An 18,635-nucleotide genomic window follows, 5' to 3' on the forward strand; every position below is an offset into this window, starting at 1 on the left:
CGGCGCGGGTCAGGACTTGGCCAGGCGTTCCAGGGCGCCGCGGGCCACCTCGGGACGGGTCGTGTACCAGAACGGGGGCAGCGAGCGGCGCAGGAACGGTCCGTAGCCACGGGCCGTCTCCAGCCGGGAGTCGAGCACCGCGACCACGCCCCGGTCACCGGTCGCCCTGATCAGCCGGCCCACACCCTGAGCCAGCCGCACCGCGGCGATCGGCACGCTGACCGCCGCGAAGCCGGAGCCGCCGCCCGCGTCCACCGCCGCCGCGCGGGCCGCCGCCAACGGTTCGTCCGGGCGGGGAAACGGCAGCCGGTCGATGACGACGAGCTGGCAGGCGTCGCCCGGCACATCCACTCCCTGCCAGAGCGACATCACGCCGAACAGGCAACTGGCGCGCTCCTCGCGGAAGCGACGCACCAGCAGCGGCAGCGCCTCCTCGCCCTGGAGCAGCACCGGCAGGTCGGTCCGCGCGCGCACCAGCTCCGCCGCCTGCTGCGCGGCCCGCCGGGAGGAGAAGAGCCCGAGAGTACGACCACCGAGCGCCTCGACCAGCCCGAGCAGTTCCTCTCCGGCAGCCTCGGGCAGCCCGGAGACGCTGGGGCGGGGGAGGTGCGCGGCGACGTACAGGATGCCCTGCCGGGCGTAGTCGAACGGCGAACCGACGTCGAGTGACCGCCACCCGGGGCCCTCGGTGGCCGGGACGACGGCGTTCGGTGTGACGTCGCCGGCGAGGCGACGGCCCGGCGCCTCGGCAGCCGGCCGGCCGGGGCCGGTGCGGGCGGCCAGTGCGGCCGCGGCGGGGGTCGGCGGGGCGGGCGGTGGCGCGTCCAGCCCGAGGGCGCGGGCGACAGTGTCGAACCGGCCGCCCAGCGCCAGTGTCGCCGAGGTGGCCACTACCGTGCGTTCGTCGTACAGGTGGGTGGCGAGGGTGCCGGCCACCGACAGCGGCGCGACCACCAGTGCCCGGCGGTTGCCGCTGTCGTTCTTCTCCACCCAGGCCACGTCGTGGTCGCCCTCCTCCAGTAGCCGCTGCGCTGTGGTGGAGAGCTCGTCCAGGGCGGCCTTGGCCTGCTGCTTGCGGACCGGGTCGGGGTCGTCGGACTTGATGTCGCCGATCGCGTCGAGGGCGGAGCGGGTCGCCGCGTCGAGCAGCGTGCACGCCTCCCGCAGTGGCGTCGGCAGCCCGGCGGTGATCCGCCCGGCCGGCGCCTCGGCCAGCCCGACCGCCAGGGCGTCGCCGGCGGCGGTGAGCGCCTCGGCGGTCTCCGGGCGCAGCAGCGTACGGGCCCGCCGGGTGGTCCGGTCGATCAACTCCGGCACCAGCTCCGCCTGGGCGGCGGAGGAGACCCGGTCGGCCAGCTCGTGCGCCTCGTCGACGATGAGCAGCTTGTGCGGCGGCACGATGTGCCGGTCGGCGAGCATGTCGACAGCGAGCAGGCTGTGGTTGGTCACCACGATGTCGGCCTCCCGGGCGCGGGCTCGCGACGCCTCGGCGAAGCACTCCTGCCCGAACGGGCAACGGGCCGCGCCGACGCACTCGCGGGCCGGCATCGACACCAGCCGCCAGGCCTGGTCCTCGACGCCCGGGTCCAGCTCGTCCCGGTCGCCGGTGGCGGTCTTCTCGGCCCAGTCGCGCAGCCGCTCGACCTGTTTGCCCAGCCGGCCCGCCTCACCGAGCCACTTCGTCCCGCCGCCGGGGCGCGCCGCGGGGGCGTCGAAGAGGGTGTCCTCCGGCTCCTCCTCGGTGGAGTTGTCCAGTCGGGCGAGGCAGAGGTAGTGGTGGCGGCCCTTGAGCACGGCGAAGGTGGGCCGACGGCCGAGCACCGGCTCGACCGCGTCGGCGAGCCGAGGCAGGTCGTGGTCGACCAGCTGGGACTGCAACGCCAGGGTGGCAGTGGAGACCACCACCGGGCCGTCCACAGTGAGCGCCGGCGCGAGGTACGCCAGCGACTTGCCGGTGCCGGTGCCCGCCTGCACGAGCAGATGCTCGCCGCCGGCCACGCACTCCTCGATCGCAGTGGTCATCTGCAACTGGCCGGGGCGCTCCGCGCCGCCGGGCACCGCGCCGACCGCCGCCGCCAGCAGCTCGGTGCCACTGGGTCGGGCACCCCGCCGCCGGCCCTTGGCACGGGCCGACGGGGTGGCGGAACCGGTGGCGGTGCGGGGCGGAGTCACCGTGCGACGGTACCCGGCGCCGCCGACACCGACCGCGCCCATCCGCCGCGTGGCGCGATGCCGACCGGACCGGGCGTTGCGGCCGACCCCGTCCGGTTACGGCCGCGCTACGACGCGTTGGGCTGTATCGGTTAGGGTGCGAATCATGCCGAGCGACATGGTCCGCGTGATCTACCGCAAGTACGACGGCAGCGCCCACCGCGACTACCCGGCCCGCCGGCTCACCGAGGACGATCTCGGCATCTGGCTCGGCGTGCCCGAGGGCACCGAGTCGGTCTACCACGGCCGGCCCTCGGTGGAGAAGATCCCGTTCGTGCTGTTGGTGCCACACCGCGCCTGGTGGACGGCCATGTTCAACCCCCCGCCCCGCACCAGCGAGGTCTACTGCGACATCACGACCCCGGCCCGGTGGGAGTCCGACGACACCGTCCACCTGATCGACCTGGACCTGGACGTCGTCCGGCGTCGGGCCACCGGCCTGGTGGAGTTGCTCGACGAGGACGAGTTCGCCGAGCACCGGGCCCGGTTCGGCTACCCGGACGACGTGGTGGCCGAGGCCGAGGCCGCAGCACAGCGGCTCTTGGGGGCCCTGGGCGACGGCACCGAGCCGTTCGCCACCGCGTACCGCAAGTGGTTGGCTCTGGTGGTCTGAGGCCGCACGCCCGTTCGGGCCGGCTCACCAGCGTGGAGGCCAGCCGTCGTCGGCGTTCAGCGGCGGCAGGTCGGTCAGCTTCTCCGGGTTGAGTTGGTTGTAGATGGCGGTGATCCGGCCCTGGTCGACAGCGAACGCGGTGACCAGGCGGATCGGTCGCCCGTCGCTGTGCGTCGTCTCCAGCTGTAGGCCGAGGATGCCGTCGACGAGCACGGGCCGAGCCAGCACCCGGTCGGTGTACCGGCCGGTCCGGCCGAACAGGCCGAGCGTGAGGCGAGCCACGGAGTCCGCGCCGAGCACCGGCCAGCGGGCGGTCGGGAAGTGCCCGCCGGAGTCGCCGACGAAGACGACGTCCGGCGCGAGCACCTGGAGCAGTTGGTCCAACTCGCCGGACTCGGTGGCGGCGACGAACGCCTTGAGCACCCGACGTTGCTCGGCCGGGTCGGCGGTGTGCCGGGGTACGTCCGCCGAGGTGACCGCCCGTCGGGCCCGTGAGGCGAGCTGCCGGGCCGCCACCTCGGTGGTGCCGAGCACCCCAGCGACCCTTGCGAACGGCAGCGCGAACACGTCGTGCAGCACGAGGGCGACCCGTTGCTCCGGCGCGAGCCGCTCCAGCACCACCAGCAGCGCCGTGCCGACCTCGTCGGTGCGCACCGCCCGCTCCGCCGGGTCGGGCGCGTAGCCGTCGGCCGGCGACCGGCCGCCCAACGGGCTCACCACCGGCTCCGGCAGCCACTGCCCCGGGTACGCCTCCCGGCGGACCCGGGCCGAGCGGAGCACGTCCAGGCAGATCCGAGCGCAGGCGGTGGTCAGCCACGCGGACAGCTCCCGGATCTCGGCGCGGGCCGCCGGGTCGGCCAGCGCCCCGGCGTAGCGCAGCCAGGTCTCCTGCACGGCGTCCTCCGCCTCGCTGCGGCTGCCCAGCATCCGGTGGGCCACCGCGAGCAGCCGGCCCCGCTCGGCCTCGAACTCCGTCGCCAGCTCCCGCACGACCCCCCACCCCTTCCGGTCGGCGTCCCGGCCTACATCCTCCCGCCGAGTGGGCCCGCCGGCAGCCCCGAAACGGCCCGGTGGACGGTGCCTGCCGTGGGCGCAGGTCGGTTGGTGCCGATCAGCGGGCCCGGGTTCGGAGGTGGGCCTCGGCGGGCGGAACGGCTGTGGGTGGGCGATGATCCGTGCATGAGCGCACCCCAGCAAGGGCAGATCGTGGCACCGGACGGCGGTTCCGTGCGGGACCTGCTGCGGGTCACCGCGCCGGTGGATCTCGGCGCGATCGATCAGCGGTCCATGCCCGGCCTGCCGGAGCCCGCGGGCCGCGGCGAGCACCGGAAGACCTGGGCGCGGGAGCAGGTGGAACTGGTCGGCGAGGAGTTGGGTCGGCAACAGGAGATGCTCTTCGCGATGGCCAAGACCGGGTCGGAGCGGCCGGCGCACCGGGTGCTGCTGGTGCTCCAGGCCATGGACTGCGGCGGCAAGGACGGCACGATCAAGCGGGTGGCCGGCGCGATGAACCCGCTGGGCCTGCACATCCGCTCGTTCGGGCCGCCGACCCGTCAGGAGCTGCGGCACGACTTCCTCTGGCGGATTCGCCGGGAGCTGCCACCGCCGGGGTACGTGGGGATGTTCAACCGTTCGCACTACGAGGACGTGTTGATCGCCCGGGTCGGCTCGCTGGTGCCGGAGACGACCTGGCGAGCCCGCTACGACGAGATCAACTCGTTCGAGCAGGAGCTGACCGAGGGCGGCGTCACCCTGATCAAGGTGATGCTGCACATCTCGTACGTCGAGCAGGGCAAGCGCCTGATGGACCGGCTCACCGACCCGCGTAAGCACTGGAAGTACAACCCCTCCGACATCGACTCGCGAGGGCACTGGGACGACTATCAGGCCGCGTACGCCGAGGCCCTGAGCCGGTGCGGCACGGACGCCGCGCCCTGGTTCGTGGTGCCGGCGGACCGCAAGTGGTACCGGGACTGGGCGGTGGCCCACCTGCTGCGTGAGACGTTCGACACGCTCCGTCTCGGGTATCCGGCTGCCGATTTCGACGTTGCACGGGAGCGGAAGCGCCTGCTGGCTGGGGGAGTGGGTGCGGGTGGGGCGGCCGAGATGAACGGCAGGTGAACGAGCGGTGAATGGTGCCTGGCCAGGGGTGGGCCGGCGAATTCGCGGTTCTGGCGTTTCCTAGCATTCACCGAGCGGGCGCTCTCGGGTGCCGCCACCCTTCCACCGACGCGACGAGGTCTGTGCTGTGAAGTTTTCCTTCCGCCCCACCGAGGGCGCCTTCTACGAGCTCTTCACCAGGGCCGCGCAGAACCTGGTCCGGGGCACCGCGCTGCTCAACGAGCTGGCCCTGCCCGGCGTGGACGTGCAGTCCGTCAGTGAGCGGCTCACCGAGGTCGAGCACGACAGCGACCAGATCACCCACGACCTGTACAAGAAGATCAACTCGACCTTCATCACCCCGTTCGACCGGGAGGACATCTACCGGCTCGGCTCGCTGCTGGACGACGTGATGGACCACCTGGAAGCGGTCGGCGACCTGCTCTACCTGTACGGGCTGACCGAGCTTCCGGCGCTGCCCCGCGAGCTGCACGAGATGGTCAACGTGCTCGACCAGCAGGCCAAGCTGACCGCCGACGCGATGCCCCGGCTCAAGTCGATGAAGGATCTCGAGGACTACTGGATCGAGTGCAACCGGTTGGAGAACGAGGGCGACCGGATCAACCGGCAGCTGCTCGTCCGCCTGTTCTCCGGTGAGTACGACGCGTTGACGGTGCTGAAGATGAAGGAGGTCGCCGACGAGCTGGAGGCCGCCTGCGACGCCTTCGAGCACGTGGCCAACACCGTCGAGACCATCGCCGTCAAGGAGTCCTGAGCCGGTGTCCCCTGAACTCATCGCCGTACTGGCGGTGATCGCGGTGGCCCTGGCGTTCGACTACACCAACGGCTTCCACGACGCCGCCAACGCGATCGCGACAAGCGTCTCCACCCGGGCGCTGACCCCTCGGATCGCCCTCGGGCTCGCCGCAGTCGGCAACTTCGTCGGCGCCCACTTCGGCGCCGGCGTGGCCAAGACCGTCGGCGACGGCCTGGTCACCCTCCCCACCGGGGTGAGCAGCCTCGGTGTGGTCTTCGCCGGGGTGCTCGGGGCGATCGCCTGGAACCTGATCACCTGGTACTTCGGTCTGCCCTCGTCGTCCTCGCACGCACTCTTCGGCGGCCTGGTCGGCGCGACCCTGCTGTCTGCCGGCGGCATCGTGCAGTGGGTCAACATCGGCGAGAAGGTGCTGCTGCCGATGGTGCTGTCGCCGATCGTCGGCCTCACCCTCGGTTACCTGCTGATGCTGGCCATCCTGTGGCTGTTCCGGAAGGGGCAGCCGGGCAAGCTCAACCGGGGCTTCCGCTGGGCGCAGACCGCCTCGGCGGCCGCCATGTCGGTCGGCCACGGCATGCAGGACGCCGCCAAGACCATGGGCATCGTGGTGCTGGCGCTCTACACCGGTGGTTTCCAGGAGAGCAAGACGCACATCCCGGGCTGGGTGTTCTGGACCTCGGCGACGATGCTCGCCCTCGGCACGTACGCCGGCGGCTGGCGAATCATCCGTACCCTCGGTCGCAAGATCATCGATCTGGGACCGCCGGAGGGCTTCGCCGCCGAGACCGTCGCCAGCGCGGTGCTCTACTTCAACGCGCTGGTGCTGAAGGCGCCCATCTCCACCACCCACACCATCACCTCGGCGATCATGGGTGTGGGCGCTACCAAGCGACTCTCCGCGGTTCGCTGGAACGTGGCCGGCAACATCGTGCTCGCCTGGATCATCACGTTCCCGGCCTCCGCGCTGATCGCGTGCGTCACGTACCTGCTGGTCCGACCGCTCTTCGGCTGAGTTACCGCGAGGGCCCCCGGTCACGGTCCAGCCGTGACCGGGGGCCCTTGCGCTGTTCAGACGTAGCGCACGCCGATCTGCTCGCGGACCGTGTCCAGCAGGGTCATCACCTCAAGGGTCGTGGCATGCGGCACCACAGGGCTCTCGGTCAGGCCGGCGGCCAGGCAGCGCTGCACCTCGATCGCCTCGTACTGGTAGCCGTTGCCGGCCCCGTCGGCGACGATCGTCTCCGGCTCCGCGCCGGCCCGGTGCACTGTCACCGAACCCGGCCGGAAGAACGGGCCCGGCAGATCGATCCGCCCCGTGGTGCCGGTGATCGAGGCGGTCTGCCCGCTCAACCCGACCATGCCGCAGCTCAGCGTCGCCAGGGCGCCGGAGTCGTAGCCGAACAGCATGCCGGTGTTCTCGTCCGTCCCCTCCGGGCCGAGCTGCGCCCACGACCGGATGTGCTGCGGCACCCCGAGCAGCAGGTGGGCCAGGCTGATCGGGTAGATCCCCAGGTCGAGCAGGGCGCCCCCGCCCAGCGCCGCGTTACGCATCCGGTGCTCCGGCGGGAACGGCCCGGCCACCCCGAAGTCGGCCCGGACGCCGGTCACCGTGCCGATCGCCCCGTCCGCGATCAGCTCGACCACCCGCAGGATCACCGGATTCAGCCGCATCCACATGGCCTCCATCAGGAAGACCCCGGCGGCGCGGGCAGTCTCCACCAGCTCGGTGCTGGTGGCCAGGTCGAGGGTGAACGGCTTCTCCAACAGCACCGCCCGCCCGGCGGTGAGGCAGGTCATCGCCGCCTCGTAGTGCGCGGAATGCGGGGTCGCCACGTAGATCGCGTCCACCTCCGGGTCGGCGGCCAACTCCACCCAGGAGCCGTAGGCGCGCTTCGCGCCGTACGTGTCGGCGAAGCGCCGGGCGCTCTCCACGGCGCGGGAACCGACCGCTACCAACTCGGCGTCCGGCACCAGCCGGAGGTCTTCGGCGAAACGGCTGGCGATGTGGCCGGTGGCCAGGATGCCCCAACGAGTCATGCCGGAACGCTAGCCGAGCCGGGTGAACCGCCCGCTGCCCGGCCGCCGACCAGTTCATCCGACGGGAACTAGGCTCGCGGCATGACGATCGACAGTGACGGCTTCGCCGCCCCGGCCGCCCTGGTCGAGCACGCCCGCCGGTTCCGGGCCGAGGGCGGCACCCCGGCGACGCCGCGGGTCGCGGCCACCGTGTTGCTGCTGCGTCCGACCGACGCCGACTTCGAGGTGTACGTCATCCGCCGGGTCGCCGCGATGACCTTCGGCGGGATGTACGCCTTCCCCGGAGGCGGGGTGGACCGTTCCGACTCGGAGGCACACCTGGACTGGGCCGGCCCGACGCCGGGCGAGTGGGCGGACCGGCTCGGAGTGCCCTCACAGGCCGCGCAGGCGGTGGTCTGCGCCGCCGCTCGGGAGGTCTTCGAGGAGGCCGGCGTACTGCTCGCCGGCCCGAACCGGGAGACAGTGGTGGGCGACGTCAGCGGCGACGACTGGGAGGCGGCCCGGCAGGACCTGGAGGGACGGCGGCTGGGCTTCGCTGCGCTGCTCGCCGACCGTCAGCTCACCCTCCGGTCGGACCTGCTGCTGCCCTGGAGCCGGTGGATCACTCCCGAGTTCGAGCCGCGCCGCTTCGACACGTACTTCTTCATCGCTCTGTTGCCGGCGGGCCAGCGGACCCGCGACGTCTCCGGCGAGGCCGACCACACACTGTGGATCCGCCCGGCGGACGCGCTGGCCCGCGCGCAGGCCGGCGAGCTGACGATGCTGCCACCGACAGTGGTCACGCTGGCCCAGGTGGCGGCGGCCGGCGACCTGGCCGGGGTGGCGCGGGCGGCGGCCGATCGGGACGCCGCCAGCCCGGTCACCCCGCGCCTGGACCTGCCCCCGGACGGCGAACCCCGCTTCGTCCTGGGCTGACGGCTGCCCACGCTGCGGCGCCCTCGCCGCAGGGCGCTCGCGTCGACGTGCGCCGTCAAGATCCGCACAACTTCAGGGATGCTGCTGCCTCGGGCTCGCGGGAGACAGCAGCATCCCTGAAGTTGCGTAGATCTTGGGCTCGGTCTGGACCCCGGGCGGGCTCCTGTCGAACCTCGCGCTCGAACATGGTTGTGGTGGCCTCCGTTGCGGTGAGGCCACTACATCCTTGATCAAGCATGATCTTGGCCGCGCCGCGCCGCGCCGCCGCCAGGCCGGAACCGCGTCGGGGTACGCGGAAGGGGCGCCGGTCAGGTCGACCGACGCCCCTCGCGGACCGGGTGCCAGCGGCTCAGCCGAAGCGGCCGGTGATGTAGTCCTCGGTCTTCTTCACGCTCGGGTTGCTGAAGATCTTCTGGGTGTTGTCGTACTCGATCAGCCGGCCCGGGTCGCCGGTCTTCTCGATCGAGAAGAAGGCGGTCCGGTCCGAGACACGCGCTGCCTGCTGCATGTTGTGCGTCACGATGATGATCGTGAACTTGTCCTTGAGCTGGAACATCAGGTCCTCGATCGCCAGCGTGGAGATCGGGTCCAGGGCGGAGCACGGCTCGTCCATCAGGACGACCTGCGGCTCGACCGCGATGGTCCGGGCGATGCAGAGCCGCTGCTGCTGACCGCCGGAGAGGCCCGCGCCGGGCTTGCCCAGCCGGTCCTTGACCTCGCCCCACAGGTTCGCGGCGCGCAGGGCCTTCTCGGCCGCGTCCTCCAGGATCGACTTCTTGCGTACCCCGTTGAGCTTCAGCCCGGCCACCACGTTCTCGAAGATGCTCATGGTGGGGAACGGGTTCGGCCGCTGGAAGACCATGCCGATGGTGCGCCGGACCGCTGTGACGTCCACGTCCCGGTCGTAGATGTCCTGGTCGTCGATGGTCAGGCTGCCCTCGACCCGGGCCCCCGGCAGCACCTCGTGCATCCGGTTGATCGACCGCAGGAACGTCGACTTGCCGCAACCGGACGGCCCGATGAGGGCGGTGACCGTCTTCGGCTCGACAGTCAGGTTGATGTTCTCGATTGCCTTGAAGCCGCCGTAGTACGCGGTGACGTTCGAGGCGGAGACGCGCTTGGCCATGGTGGTACCTCCGGGGTTCATCGGCTGAGCCTGTTGCGACGGGCCAGCAGCTTCGCCGCGATCGTCAGGATGAGCACGAGGGCGACCAGGGTCAGTGCCGCGGTCCACGCCCGTGCCGGGGCGTACTTCGACGCGTCGCCGGCCTGCTGGTAGACGAAGAGGGACAGCGACGACTGGTTGTTCTCGAAGGGGTTCGTGTTGATCGCGGCGCCACCGCCGGCGACCAGCAGCACCGGCGCGGTCTCACCGGCCGCGCGGGCGATGGCGAGCATGACGCCGGTGACGATGCCGGGCAGCGCCGTCGGCAGCACCACCCGCAGGATGGTCTTCCACTTGGGTACGCCGAGCGCGTACGCGCCCTCGCGCAGTGGCGCCGGTACGAGGCGGAGCATCTCCTCGGTGGACCGGACGATGGTGGGCAGCATGAGCACGCTCAGCGCGAGCGCGGCGGCGAAGCCGGAGAAGCTGGGCCGACCGTCGTTGAACCACGGCGACACGATGAGCACCCAGAACGCCAGCACGAAGAGGCCGGAGACGATCGACGGGATGCCGGTCATCACGTCCACGAAGAACCGGATCGCGAAGGCGAACTTGCCCCGCCCGTACTCGACGATGTAGATCGCGCAGAGAACGCCGAGCGGGACGGTGATCAGGGTGGCGATGCCGACCTGCTCCAGCGTGCCGACGATCGCGTGGTACGCGCCGCCGTTGGCGTCCCGGGCTCCGATGTTGTTCATCGAGGTCTGGAAGAAGTTGACGTCCAGTCGGTCGGCGCCCTTGCTGACCAGCGTCCAGACCACCGACACGAGCGGCAGCACCGCCAGCACGAAGGCGGAGTGGATCAGTGCGCTCCAGGTGCGGTTACGGGCCGATCGGCGCCCCTCGACCGCGTTGGCGGCGGCGAAGAGCCCGACCAGGTAGAGGATCGCGCCGAGGACGACCACGAGGACCGGGCCGCCGATGCTGGTGCCGTAGACGATCACGGCGGCGAGCGCCAGGGCCGCAACGGCGATGACCGGGGCGGCGTACCAGGGCAGCCGTTTGGTCCGCAGCGAGTTGGGCTGGGCCGGCGGCCGGGTGCGGTGGGAGGTGGCGGTTGTGGTCATGCGGCCGACTCCGTGAACTCCCGGCGGCGGTAGATGATCGCCCGCGCCGTGATGTTGACGATCAGCGTGATGGTGAACAGCACCAGACCGGAGGCGATGAGTGCGCCCCGGCCGGTCTCGTTCGCCTCGCCGAACGCATTGGCGATGTTGGCGGCGATGGTGTTGCCGCCGTTCTGGATCAGGTTGAACGAGATGCCGAAGGTGATGCCGAGGGTCAGCGCCAGGGCGATGGTCTCGCCGAGCGCCCGGCCGAGGCCGAGCATCATCGCGGCGATGATGCCGGGACGGCCGTAGGGCAGCACCGCGGTGCGGAGCATCTCCCAGCGGGTGGCGCCCAGGGCGAGGGCGGCCTCCTCGTTCGCGGTGGGGGTCTGGAGGAACACCTCGCGGGAGAGCGAGGTGATGATCGGCAGCACCATGATCGCGAGCACCAGGGCACCGAGCATGACGGACGCCCCGAAGGGGCCGTCGCCGCCGAAGAGCGGGATCCAGCCGAAGTGCTGGTTCAGCCAGACCGAGAAGTCCCGGACCGGGCTGCTGAAGACGTCCCGCCCCCAGAGGCCGAAGACCACGCTCGGTACGGCGGCCAGCAGGTCGACCAGGAAGCCGAGCGCGGTGCCCAACCGGCGCGGCGCGTAGTGCGAGAGGTAGAGCGCGATGCCGAGCGCCACCGGCACAGCGATGAGCAGTGCGAGCGCCGAGCTGAGGACGGTGCCGAAGGCGAGCGCACCGATGCCGAACTTCGGCTCTGTCTCGTTGGGGGACCAGCCCTCGTAGGACCAGAAGTTCTCGGTGTTGGCGCGTAGGGCCGGCACCGCCTTGGCGACCAGGAAGATCGCGATGGCGGCGATGATGACCAGAACGGCGGTGCCGGCGGCCAGGGTGAGGCCGCGGAAGGCCCGCTCGGCGCCGAACTTACGGCTGCGCGGCAGCGCGCCGCCGCCGCCCAGCCCGGTGCCGCCCGGGGATCGGGTGCTGACTGGTGCCTCGGCCACACGCGCCGAGGCACCGGCGGGCCACTCGTGACTCTGGGTCACGCGCGTCCCGCCGGTGCCGGCGTCGGCCGAGCGGTGAGGGGTTTCACCCATCTGCTCGCTCGATTCCGTTGCTGAGGTGGTGGGGTCGGGTCAGGAGAGGTTCTTGACCGCGGTCTCGACCTTGGTGCGGACCGTCTCCGGCAGCGGGGCGTAGCCCAGCTCGGTGAGAGAGGCCTGGCCCTCGGCGCTGGCGGCGTGGCCCAGCAGGCCCTTGACCAGCTTCAGCTTGTCGGCCGCGAGGCCCTTGCTGCAGACGATCTCGTACGTCGCCAGGACGATCGGGTACGCCCCGGCCTCCTTGGTGTTGTAGTCGATCTTCAGCTTGAGGTCGTCGCCCTGACCCTCGATGGCAGCGCCGGCGATGGTCTTGCCGGCAGCCTCGGCGGTCAGCGCGGCGAACTCGCCGTTGCCGTTGCCGATCTTCGACATCTTCAGACCGGCGTTCTCGGCGAACGACCACTCCATGTAGCCGATGGAGCCGTCCGCGCCCTTGACCCGGCTGGCCACGCCGTCCGAGCCCTTGGCGCCGGTGCCGCCCGGGGCCTTCCACGCCTTGGCGTTGCCAAGGGTCCAGTCGCTCTCAGCGGTCTTCGAGAGGTACTTGGTGAAGTTGTCGGTGGTGCCCGACTCGTCCGAACGGTGGACGGTCTGGATCGTGGTCGCCGGGAGCTTGGCCTCCGGGTTGTCGGCCTTGATCGTGGCGTCGTCCCACTTGGTGACCTTGCCGGCGAAGATCTTCGCCAGGGTGGCCGGCTTGAGCTGGAGGTTGTCCACGCCGCTGACGTTGTAGGCGACGGCTACCGGGCCGATCACCATCGGCAGGTGGATGGCCTTGCCACCGACGCACTTGGCGTCCGCCTGCGGCTGCTCCTCCGGCTTGAGCGCGGAGTCGGAACCGGCGAAGTCGGCGGTCCCGGCGATGAACGCCTGGATGCCGGCGCCCGAGCCGGAAGCCTCGTAGTTGATCGTGGTGCCCTGGCACTTCTGCTGGTACGCCTTGATCCACTCGGCCATGGCGTTCTTCTGGGCCGACGAGCCCTGGGCGTTCAGCGTGCCGGTAGCGCAGTCGACCGCGGCGGCCGGGCCCGAAGCACTCGCGCCGGAGGCGGGCTCGTTGTTGTCCGAGCCGCATGCACTGAGGCCGAGCGTCGCGGCAAGAGCGAGGCAGGCAATAGTGCCGTACCGCTGGAGCTTCACCTGAGGGGTTTCCCTTCGCGTCTGACTTGGCGCCCCGATCCCGGGGCCCGAGGACCGGCACTGACCGGCTGACACGAAAGTTAGAAGTGCCAGGTAGCCGGTTCGCCGGTCGCAAGTGAACGCAAGGTGAACACGTACGGCCCCTGAGGTGACCGCTTGCCGAGGGTGAGTTGTCCGTTAAATGAACCCGGGTACACCTGTCGGAAGTATGGGTATATTTCCGGTTCGGCGTTATCCCGCCGACGCTCGGCCGTTACCCACCGGTGACTCGGTCGGGGCGAACGCCGACGGTCAGCCCAGGTGGTAGTTGATGTGCGCGGACCACCGGGCGAAGCCCAGCCGCTCGTAGAGCGCGACCGCCCCGGTGTTCGAGTCGTCCACGAAGAGCATCACCCGGTCGAGGCCGCGCTTGTCCCGCAGGTGTGCCAACCCGGCGGTGGTCAGGGCCCGGCCGAGCCCGCCGCCGTGCGCTGTCGGTTCCACCCCCAGGACGTACACCTCGCCGATCCGCGCCGACCCCGGTCGCTCGTGCACCTTGGTCCAGTGGAAGCCGAGCAGTCGGCCGGTCGCGGTCTCCTCGGCGAGCAGGAAGCCTGCCGGATCGAACCACGGCTCGGCGAGGCGGACCCGCAGGTCGTCCGACGTCCACCGGCCCTGTTCGGGGTGCTCGGCGAAGGCTCGTGCGTTGAGGGTCAACCAGGCCGCGTCGTCCGCCCCGGGCCGGAACGCGCGTAGCGCCACCCCGTCGGGCAGGCGCGGCTCACCCAGCGGAGCCGCCAACGGCCGGCGCAACTGCCAGAGCACCCGGGCGCGGGCGAAGCCGAGGTCGACGGCGAGCGCGGCGGCCGAGGGGTGGTCGCCGTGCGCCCACGCCCGCAGCGGCCCAGTGGCCGAGGCGAGTACGCCCCGGGCGAGCGCCCGCCCGGTGCCCCGCCGCCGGTACGCGGGGTGCACCACCAGCTCGACCCCGATCCCGCCCACCGGGTCGGTGGTGTCCAGGTGCGCGTACCCGGTGAGGGTGCCGTCGTCGGCGCGGGCGATCAGATGAACGGCCGGGGCGTCGGCGTCGCGCAGCCGCAGCAGGACGTGTTCGTCGAGCGGGTCCGCTCCGTCCGTGTCGCCTGCGGCGCTGGCGAGGGCGAGTACGTCGGCGATCTCCGCCGGCGCCAGTTGGTCGCTCCGGGTCACCTGGTCGCTGGTCGGCTCCGCGCTGCTCATCCCGCCACCGTATCCGTTGCGTGTCGTGACGCCCGGAGCGTCGCCGTAAAGCCGCGGCTCACGTCGGATCGGTGGGGAGTGCCTCCAGCTCGAACCGGGCGGTCAGGTCGGGCAGGATCCGGCGCAGCGCCTCCATCGTGCCCTGCCGGTCCCCACCGGCGTCGTGCAGCAGCACCACCGAGCCCGGTTCGACCTGGCTCAGCACCGTCGCGGTGATCTTGCTGGCGCCGGGTAGCTCCCAGTCCGACGGATCCACCGACCAGTGCAGCGGGGTCATGCCGAGCTGGCGCGCCACCGACACCACCGGGTACGTCCAGGCTCCGCCCGGCTGGCGGTACCAGACGATCGGGGCGTTCGGCACCGCCGCCCGGATCGCCGCGTTGGTGCGTAGGAGGTCGGAGCGGATCGCGTCGGCCGACCGGGCGCCCAGGCCGACGTCGTGGTGCCAGGAGTGGTTGCACAGGGTGTGCCCGGCGTCCACGATCGACTGGACCAGGTCGGGGTGGTTCTGCGCGTTCTCGCCGACCACGCAGAACGTGGCGCGCACGTCGTATTCGCGCAGGAGGGCGAGGACCTGCGGCGTGTAGCGCGGGTCCGGCCCGTCGTCGAAGGTCAGCGCGAGTCGCGGGGTGCCGGTGGTGGCCTGCGCGCCGAACAGGTTGTCGCCTCCGGCATCCCGTCCGGATCCGTCCTGGCCGGTCTCGGCTGGACCGGTCTCAGCCGCGCTCGCGCTGGCGCTCGGGGCTCCGCCCGGCTCGCCAACGCTGGGTTGGTCGGCGTAGTGCGGTCCGTCGGCGCTCGTGGTGACACCGGTGGACTGCCGAGGCGTCTGGTCGGGGACGAGGCTGCGGCCCAGCACGTACGCGGAGCCGAGCAGCCCCGCCACCACCAGCGTCACGATCCCCGCGGCCCGCGCGGTGGAGCTGCCCCGCGTCACGACTTCCGCCTGGCTTGCCGGTCACGCCGGCCCGTCGCCCCCGTGTTCAGTGCGCGCACCGTTGCCCCTTTCTCCGACAAACCCGGCAGTCAGAATAGAGCCGCCAAGCTGCGCAAAAAGGGCATATGGGAAATCGCCCGGAGGGGCCTCCGGATCAGACCGGCAGGGGCGCGTGCTCCGCCTCGGGAAGCGACCGCGACGGTGGAACGACGAACTTGTAGCCGACCTGGCGGACGGTGCCGATCATCGACTCGTACTCCGAACCGAGTTTGGCGCGCAGTCGCCGGACGTGCACGTCCACGGTGCGGGTGCCGCCGAAGTAGTCGTAGCCCCAGACCTCGCGCAGGAGCTGGTCCCGGGTGAACACCCGGCCCGGGTGCTGGGCCAGGAACTTCAGCAGCTCGAACTCCTTGTAGGTGAGGTCGAGCGGACGGCCCTTGAGCTTGGCCGCGTAGGTGTCCGGGTCGATGGTCAACTCGCCGGCCCGGATCGAGCCGCCCGCGCCGGCGGTCGCGTTGCTGAGCCGGCCCACCGCCAGCCGCAGCCGTGCCTCGACCTCGGCGGGGCCGGCGGAGGCGAGGATGACGTCGTCAACGCCCCAGTCGGCGTTGAGTGCGATCAGGCCGGCCTCGGTCACCACCGCGACCAGCGGCACGCCGAGCCCGGTGGCGTGCAACATCCGGCAGGTCGCGCGAGCCTCGCTCAACTCCGATCGAGCATCCACCATCACAGCGTCCGGACTGGGGCCCGCGACCAGGGTGCGAACATCACGCGGCGCGGTGCGGACCGAGTGCGGCAGCAGGTCGAGCGCCGGCAGCACAGCCGACGGTTCTCCTGCACGCGCGGTCACCAGCAGCAGGATCTCCACGATCACCTCCGTCCCGGCGGCGCGAGGCCGCACGCGACCAGTCGCACTCATCAAGGAGTGCGCTGAGAAATTGCGTGGTCCCGGCGTCGCTGACGGGCGGGTAACGCGTTGAGCCTAACCGATCGCCTCGGCCGCACCGTCAGGCCATTTCCTGTTTGTCTACCTTGCCCCTGATCGTGGCCCGGATTTTAACGTCGCTGAAACCCGTGACCACCGCGTCGGGCCGTCGGTCTGGCACGATCGGGTCGTGTTTCCCTCCACCTCGCCCGAGGCCGGCCGCGAATCGTGGCCCGCTGGGCCCCAACCGGGTCCGGCCGCCGCAGCGACGCGCGGCCAACCGCCCGCGCCGCGTACCGGTCCGGCCACCACCGATGGCGATCGCCGCGAACGGGGTGGGCCGCGCCGTGCCCGCCGCGCCGGCGAGCCGGCCCGCCGATCCGAAGACGAGATCGACGAGCCGGAAGAGGAGGTCATTCCCCCGGTCGCTGTGCACCGTCAACTGGCGCTGACCATCGCCGGCTTCGCCGCGCTGCTCGGTGTCGGCCTGGTGCTCGGCGCGCAGACGTCGGGCCCCGGTCACCGGCTGCCGTTCGCCTTCATCATCTTTGGCGTCCAGCTGCTGTTCGTGCTCGCCTGGACGATGGCCATGCGTCCGCCCGCGCTGTTGGTGGTCGCCGGGATCAGCGCGGTGGTCGCGGCGTTCGTCGACATCGCGGCGGTGCAGACCGACGTCGCCGGCCTGGCGCCGCTGGGCTACCTGGCCGCCGGTGGGTTCCTCGCCGCGGTGCTCGGCCAGCTGGTTCGTCGGGTCGACCGGGTCCGGGTCACCGACTCCCTCGGCTCCACGTTGCTCATCGTGGTCGGGGTGGTGGCCTTCGGCACCCTGATCGTGCTCAGCCGGATCCCGGCCGGCACCCAGGCGATCACCGTCTGCCTGACCGCGAGCGGTGTCGCGCTCACCGTCGCCCGACTCACCGACGCCGTACTGCCCTGGCCCCGGCTCGCACCGCAGGTGCCCCGGGGCGCCGCCGGCGTGGTGGCCGGCGCGATGGTCGGCACGCTGACCAGCGCCCTCCTCGGCAGCTACCTGGTGGCCCCCTTCACGCCGACCCGGGCCGCCGTGATCGGCCTGGTCGCGGCGGTCACCGCCGTCCTCTCCGACCTCGCCGTGGGGTACGCGGAGGCGGGCCGGTTGATGGCCGGCGAACCGCCCACCATGTGGGTGGCGCGGCACATGCAGGGCCCGCTCGGCGGCTTCGCCCTGGCGGCGCCCGCCGCGTACGCCATGTGCATGCTCTTCCTCTGAGTCACGGTTGAGCGCTGAGCCGGTCGGGTACCTACGGGTGCGCCGCCCTGCGGCGTCGGTACGAACGACTCGTCGCGGCGCGACGGGCGGAGACAGGAGGCGGCGTGGCGCAGGACTATCCGGTGGACCAGGCGCGACCCCGACGGCGTGGCCGCAAGCTGCTCATCGGGCTGTTCGTGCTGCTCCTGCTGCTGGCGGGGTTGCTGGTGATCGCTGACCGGGTCGCGGTCGGGGTCGCCGAGCGGATGATCGGCGACCGCGTACGCCAGGAGATCACCAAGCAGGGCGCGCAGTCCGCCGCACCCGAGGTGGAAGTGGCCGGAACTCCGTTCCTCACCCAGGTGCTCGATGGTCGATACGAGCGGATCTCGATCAAACTGCGGGACGTGCAGGCCTCGGTCGAGGGTGACGCCGTCCGGCTCCCGGTGCTCGATGTGGACGCCCGCAACGTGCGGGCCTCGCTCGACACCCTGCGCACCGGCCAGGGTGACGTCGTGGCGGACACCGTCAACGGCACCGGCACGATCAGCTACGAGAGTCTGGCCGCGCTGCTGAACCGCCCGGGTCTCACCCTCGGCGAGCAGAACGGCAAGCTCACCGTGAAGGCCCCGGCCGACATCCTCGGTCAGAAGCTCACCATCAGCGGCACCGCCGACGTCACGGTCGCCGACAACGGCGCTGTCGCCCTGCGGTTCAACGACCTGGACGCCGCGGGTCTGCCGAACCTGCCGCTGGCTCGGGCCTTCCTGAGCAACTACGCCAAGAGCATCTCCATCGATGTGCCCCTGCCCGAGTTGCCGTTCCAGCTCGCTGTCCGGGAGGTTCGTCCACTGCCGGAAGGGCTGGCGGTCACCGCCGACGCCAAGAACGTGCCGATCAACTCCGCTGGCTGACGCCGGAGGCGCTGCGGGCCGCCGAACTTCTCGGCGGCCCGAACGATCCCGGATGGTGGTCGGCCCAGTGGCAGCATGGTCACTGGCTGGTACGCTCCCTGACCATGGGGACCCACCTCACCAAACGGCGCGCGGTCGACCTGTGCCGCGTGGCCACCTGCCTGTGTCGCCCCGTCATCTGACGGCGGGGCTGTCTCCGGCCGCCTGACGGCGGCCACCGGCACAGGGTTCTCGCACCCTCCGGTTATCCCACCGAACGCCCGGCAGCGGCGCCGTCGCACGAACCCGTGATCCGT

18 protein-coding genes are annotated in these 18,635 nt (G+C 71.5%); 8 read left to right on the plus strand and 10 right to left on the minus strand.

All coding sequences use genetic code 11. From position 1 onward, the window contains the following. Nucleotides 1–9: 9 nt before the first annotated feature. Nucleotides 10–2,214: an ATP-dependent DNA helicase gene (locus AB0C19_RS13015; RefSeq protein WP_357183752.1), complete on the minus strand. Its 2,205-nt coding sequence runs from the start codon at nt 2,212–2,214 to the stop codon at nt 10–12. 103 nt (nt 2,215–2,317) lie between these two features. Here AB0C19_RS13015 and AB0C19_RS13020 point away from each other — a divergent pair, with 103 nt between their 5' ends. Then, nucleotides 2,318–2,824, plus strand: coding sequence for a DUF402 domain-containing protein (locus tag AB0C19_RS13020; RefSeq protein WP_328651966.1), 507 nt, complete (start codon nt 2,318–2,320; stop codon nt 2,822–2,824). A 24-nt stretch (nt 2,825–2,848) separates the two neighbouring features. On the opposite strand, the gene sigJ is transcribed toward AB0C19_RS13020, so the two are convergent. After that, nucleotides 2,849–3,814, minus strand: a complete 966-nt coding sequence (sigJ, locus tag AB0C19_RS13025; RefSeq protein WP_357183757.1) for an RNA polymerase sigma factor SigJ — start codon at nt 3,812–3,814, stop codon at nt 2,849–2,851. A 189-nt stretch (nt 3,815–4,003) separates the two neighbouring features. On the opposite strand from sigJ, the gene AB0C19_RS13030 reads away from it, so the two are divergent. The 3 genes from AB0C19_RS13030 to AB0C19_RS13040 all read left to right on the plus strand — a co-directional run bounded on the left by AB0C19_RS13030 (nt 4,004) and on the right by AB0C19_RS13040 (nt 6,711). Continuing rightward, on the plus strand, nt 4,004–4,945 hold the full coding sequence (locus tag AB0C19_RS13030; RefSeq protein ID WP_357183760.1) for a PPK2 family polyphosphate kinase: 942 nt from the start codon (nt 4,004–4,006) through the stop codon (nt 4,943–4,945). A gap of 127 nt (nt 4,946–5,072) precedes the next feature. Beyond that, nucleotides 5,073–5,699 carry a DUF47 family protein gene (locus AB0C19_RS13035; protein ID WP_053655020.1) on the plus strand — a complete coding sequence of 209 codons (627 nt, stop codon included), beginning with the start codon at nt 5,073–5,075 and terminating at the stop codon, nt 5,697–5,699. Nucleotides 5,700–5,703: 4 nt separating this feature from the next. After that, on the plus strand, nt 5,704–6,711 hold the full coding sequence (locus tag AB0C19_RS13040; protein WP_357183763.1) for an inorganic phosphate transporter: 1,008 nt from the start codon (nt 5,704–5,706) through the stop codon (nt 6,709–6,711). 56 nt (nt 6,712–6,767) lie between these two features. On the opposite strand, the gene AB0C19_RS13045 is transcribed toward AB0C19_RS13040, so the two are convergent. Beyond that, entirely contained in the window at nt 6,768–7,736 is a 969-nt protein-coding gene (locus tag AB0C19_RS13045; RefSeq protein WP_357183766.1) for a Gfo/Idh/MocA family oxidoreductase, read from the minus strand. A gap of 81 nt (nt 7,737–7,817) precedes the next feature. On the opposite strand from AB0C19_RS13045, the gene AB0C19_RS13050 reads away from it, so the two are divergent. Beyond that, on the plus strand, nt 7,818–8,651 hold the full coding sequence (locus tag AB0C19_RS13050) for an NUDIX hydrolase (protein ID WP_357183769.1): 834 nt from the start codon (nt 7,818–7,820) through the stop codon (nt 8,649–8,651). A gap of 349 nt (nt 8,652–9,000) precedes the next feature. Here AB0C19_RS13050 and pstB read toward each other — a convergent pair whose 3' ends face one another. From pstB to AB0C19_RS13085, 7 genes are all read right to left on the minus strand, one after another. Beyond that, nucleotides 9,001–9,777 carry a phosphate ABC transporter ATP-binding protein PstB gene (pstB, locus tag AB0C19_RS13055; RefSeq protein WP_112584183.1) on the minus strand — a complete coding sequence of 259 codons (777 nt, stop codon included), beginning with the start codon at nt 9,775–9,777 and terminating at the stop codon, nt 9,001–9,003. Nucleotides 9,778–9,794: 17 nt separating this feature from the next. Then, on the minus strand, nt 9,795–10,883 hold the full coding sequence (gene pstA, locus AB0C19_RS13060) for a phosphate ABC transporter permease PstA (RefSeq protein WP_357183772.1): 1,089 nt from the start codon (nt 10,881–10,883) through the stop codon (nt 9,795–9,797). Further along, a complete protein-coding gene (pstC, locus tag AB0C19_RS13065) occupies nt 10,880–11,971 on the minus strand; it encodes a phosphate ABC transporter permease subunit PstC (RefSeq protein WP_112606114.1) in 1,092 nt (363 codons plus the stop codon). Before pstC ends, pstA begins: the two co-directional genes overlap by 4 nt. Before the next feature lie 39 nt (nt 11,972–12,010). Beyond that, nucleotides 12,011–13,117, minus strand: coding sequence for a phosphate ABC transporter substrate-binding protein PstS (pstS, locus tag AB0C19_RS13070; protein WP_357183776.1), 1,107 nt, complete (start codon nt 13,115–13,117; stop codon nt 12,011–12,013). 291 nt (nt 13,118–13,408) lie between these two features. Then, the gene (gene mshD, locus AB0C19_RS13075) at nt 13,409–14,335 is read right to left on the minus strand and encodes a mycothiol synthase (protein WP_357183779.1); all 927 of its coding nucleotides are present in this window, start codon (nt 14,333–14,335) and stop codon (nt 13,409–13,411) included. A gap of 58 nt (nt 14,336–14,393) precedes the next feature. Continuing rightward, nucleotides 14,394–15,272, minus strand: a complete 879-nt coding sequence (locus AB0C19_RS13080) for a polysaccharide deacetylase family protein (RefSeq protein ID WP_357183782.1) — start codon at nt 15,270–15,272, stop codon at nt 14,394–14,396. A gap of 154 nt (nt 15,273–15,426) precedes the next feature. Continuing rightward, nucleotides 15,427–16,146 carry a response regulator transcription factor gene (locus tag AB0C19_RS13085; protein ID WP_181518701.1) on the minus strand — a complete coding sequence of 240 codons (720 nt, stop codon included), beginning with the start codon at nt 16,144–16,146 and terminating at the stop codon, nt 15,427–15,429. A gap of 241 nt (nt 16,147–16,387) precedes the next feature. Between AB0C19_RS13085 and AB0C19_RS13090 the strand changes: the two genes are divergently transcribed. From AB0C19_RS13090 to AB0C19_RS13100, 3 genes are all read left to right on the plus strand, one after another. Further along, nucleotides 16,388–17,446 (plus strand): hypothetical protein, encoded by a 1,059-nt coding sequence (locus AB0C19_RS13090; protein ID WP_357183785.1) that lies wholly within the window; start codon nt 16,388–16,390, stop codon nt 17,444–17,446. A 104-nt stretch (nt 17,447–17,550) separates the two neighbouring features. Next, nucleotides 17,551–18,339, plus strand: a complete 789-nt coding sequence (locus tag AB0C19_RS13095; protein ID WP_357183788.1) for a DUF2993 domain-containing protein — start codon at nt 17,551–17,553, stop codon at nt 18,337–18,339. A gap of 104 nt (nt 18,340–18,443) precedes the next feature. Beyond that, nucleotides 18,444–18,521: an Ms5788A family Cys-rich leader peptide gene (locus AB0C19_RS13100; protein ID WP_310503780.1), complete on the plus strand. Its 78-nt coding sequence runs from the start codon at nt 18,444–18,446 to the stop codon at nt 18,519–18,521. Nucleotides 18,522–18,635: the final 114 nt, after the last annotated feature.

It is taken from the genome of Micromonospora sp. NPDC048842 (assembly GCF_040649935.1).
GTDB lineage: Bacteria > Actinomycetota > Actinomycetes > Mycobacteriales > Micromonosporaceae > Micromonospora > Micromonospora hortensis.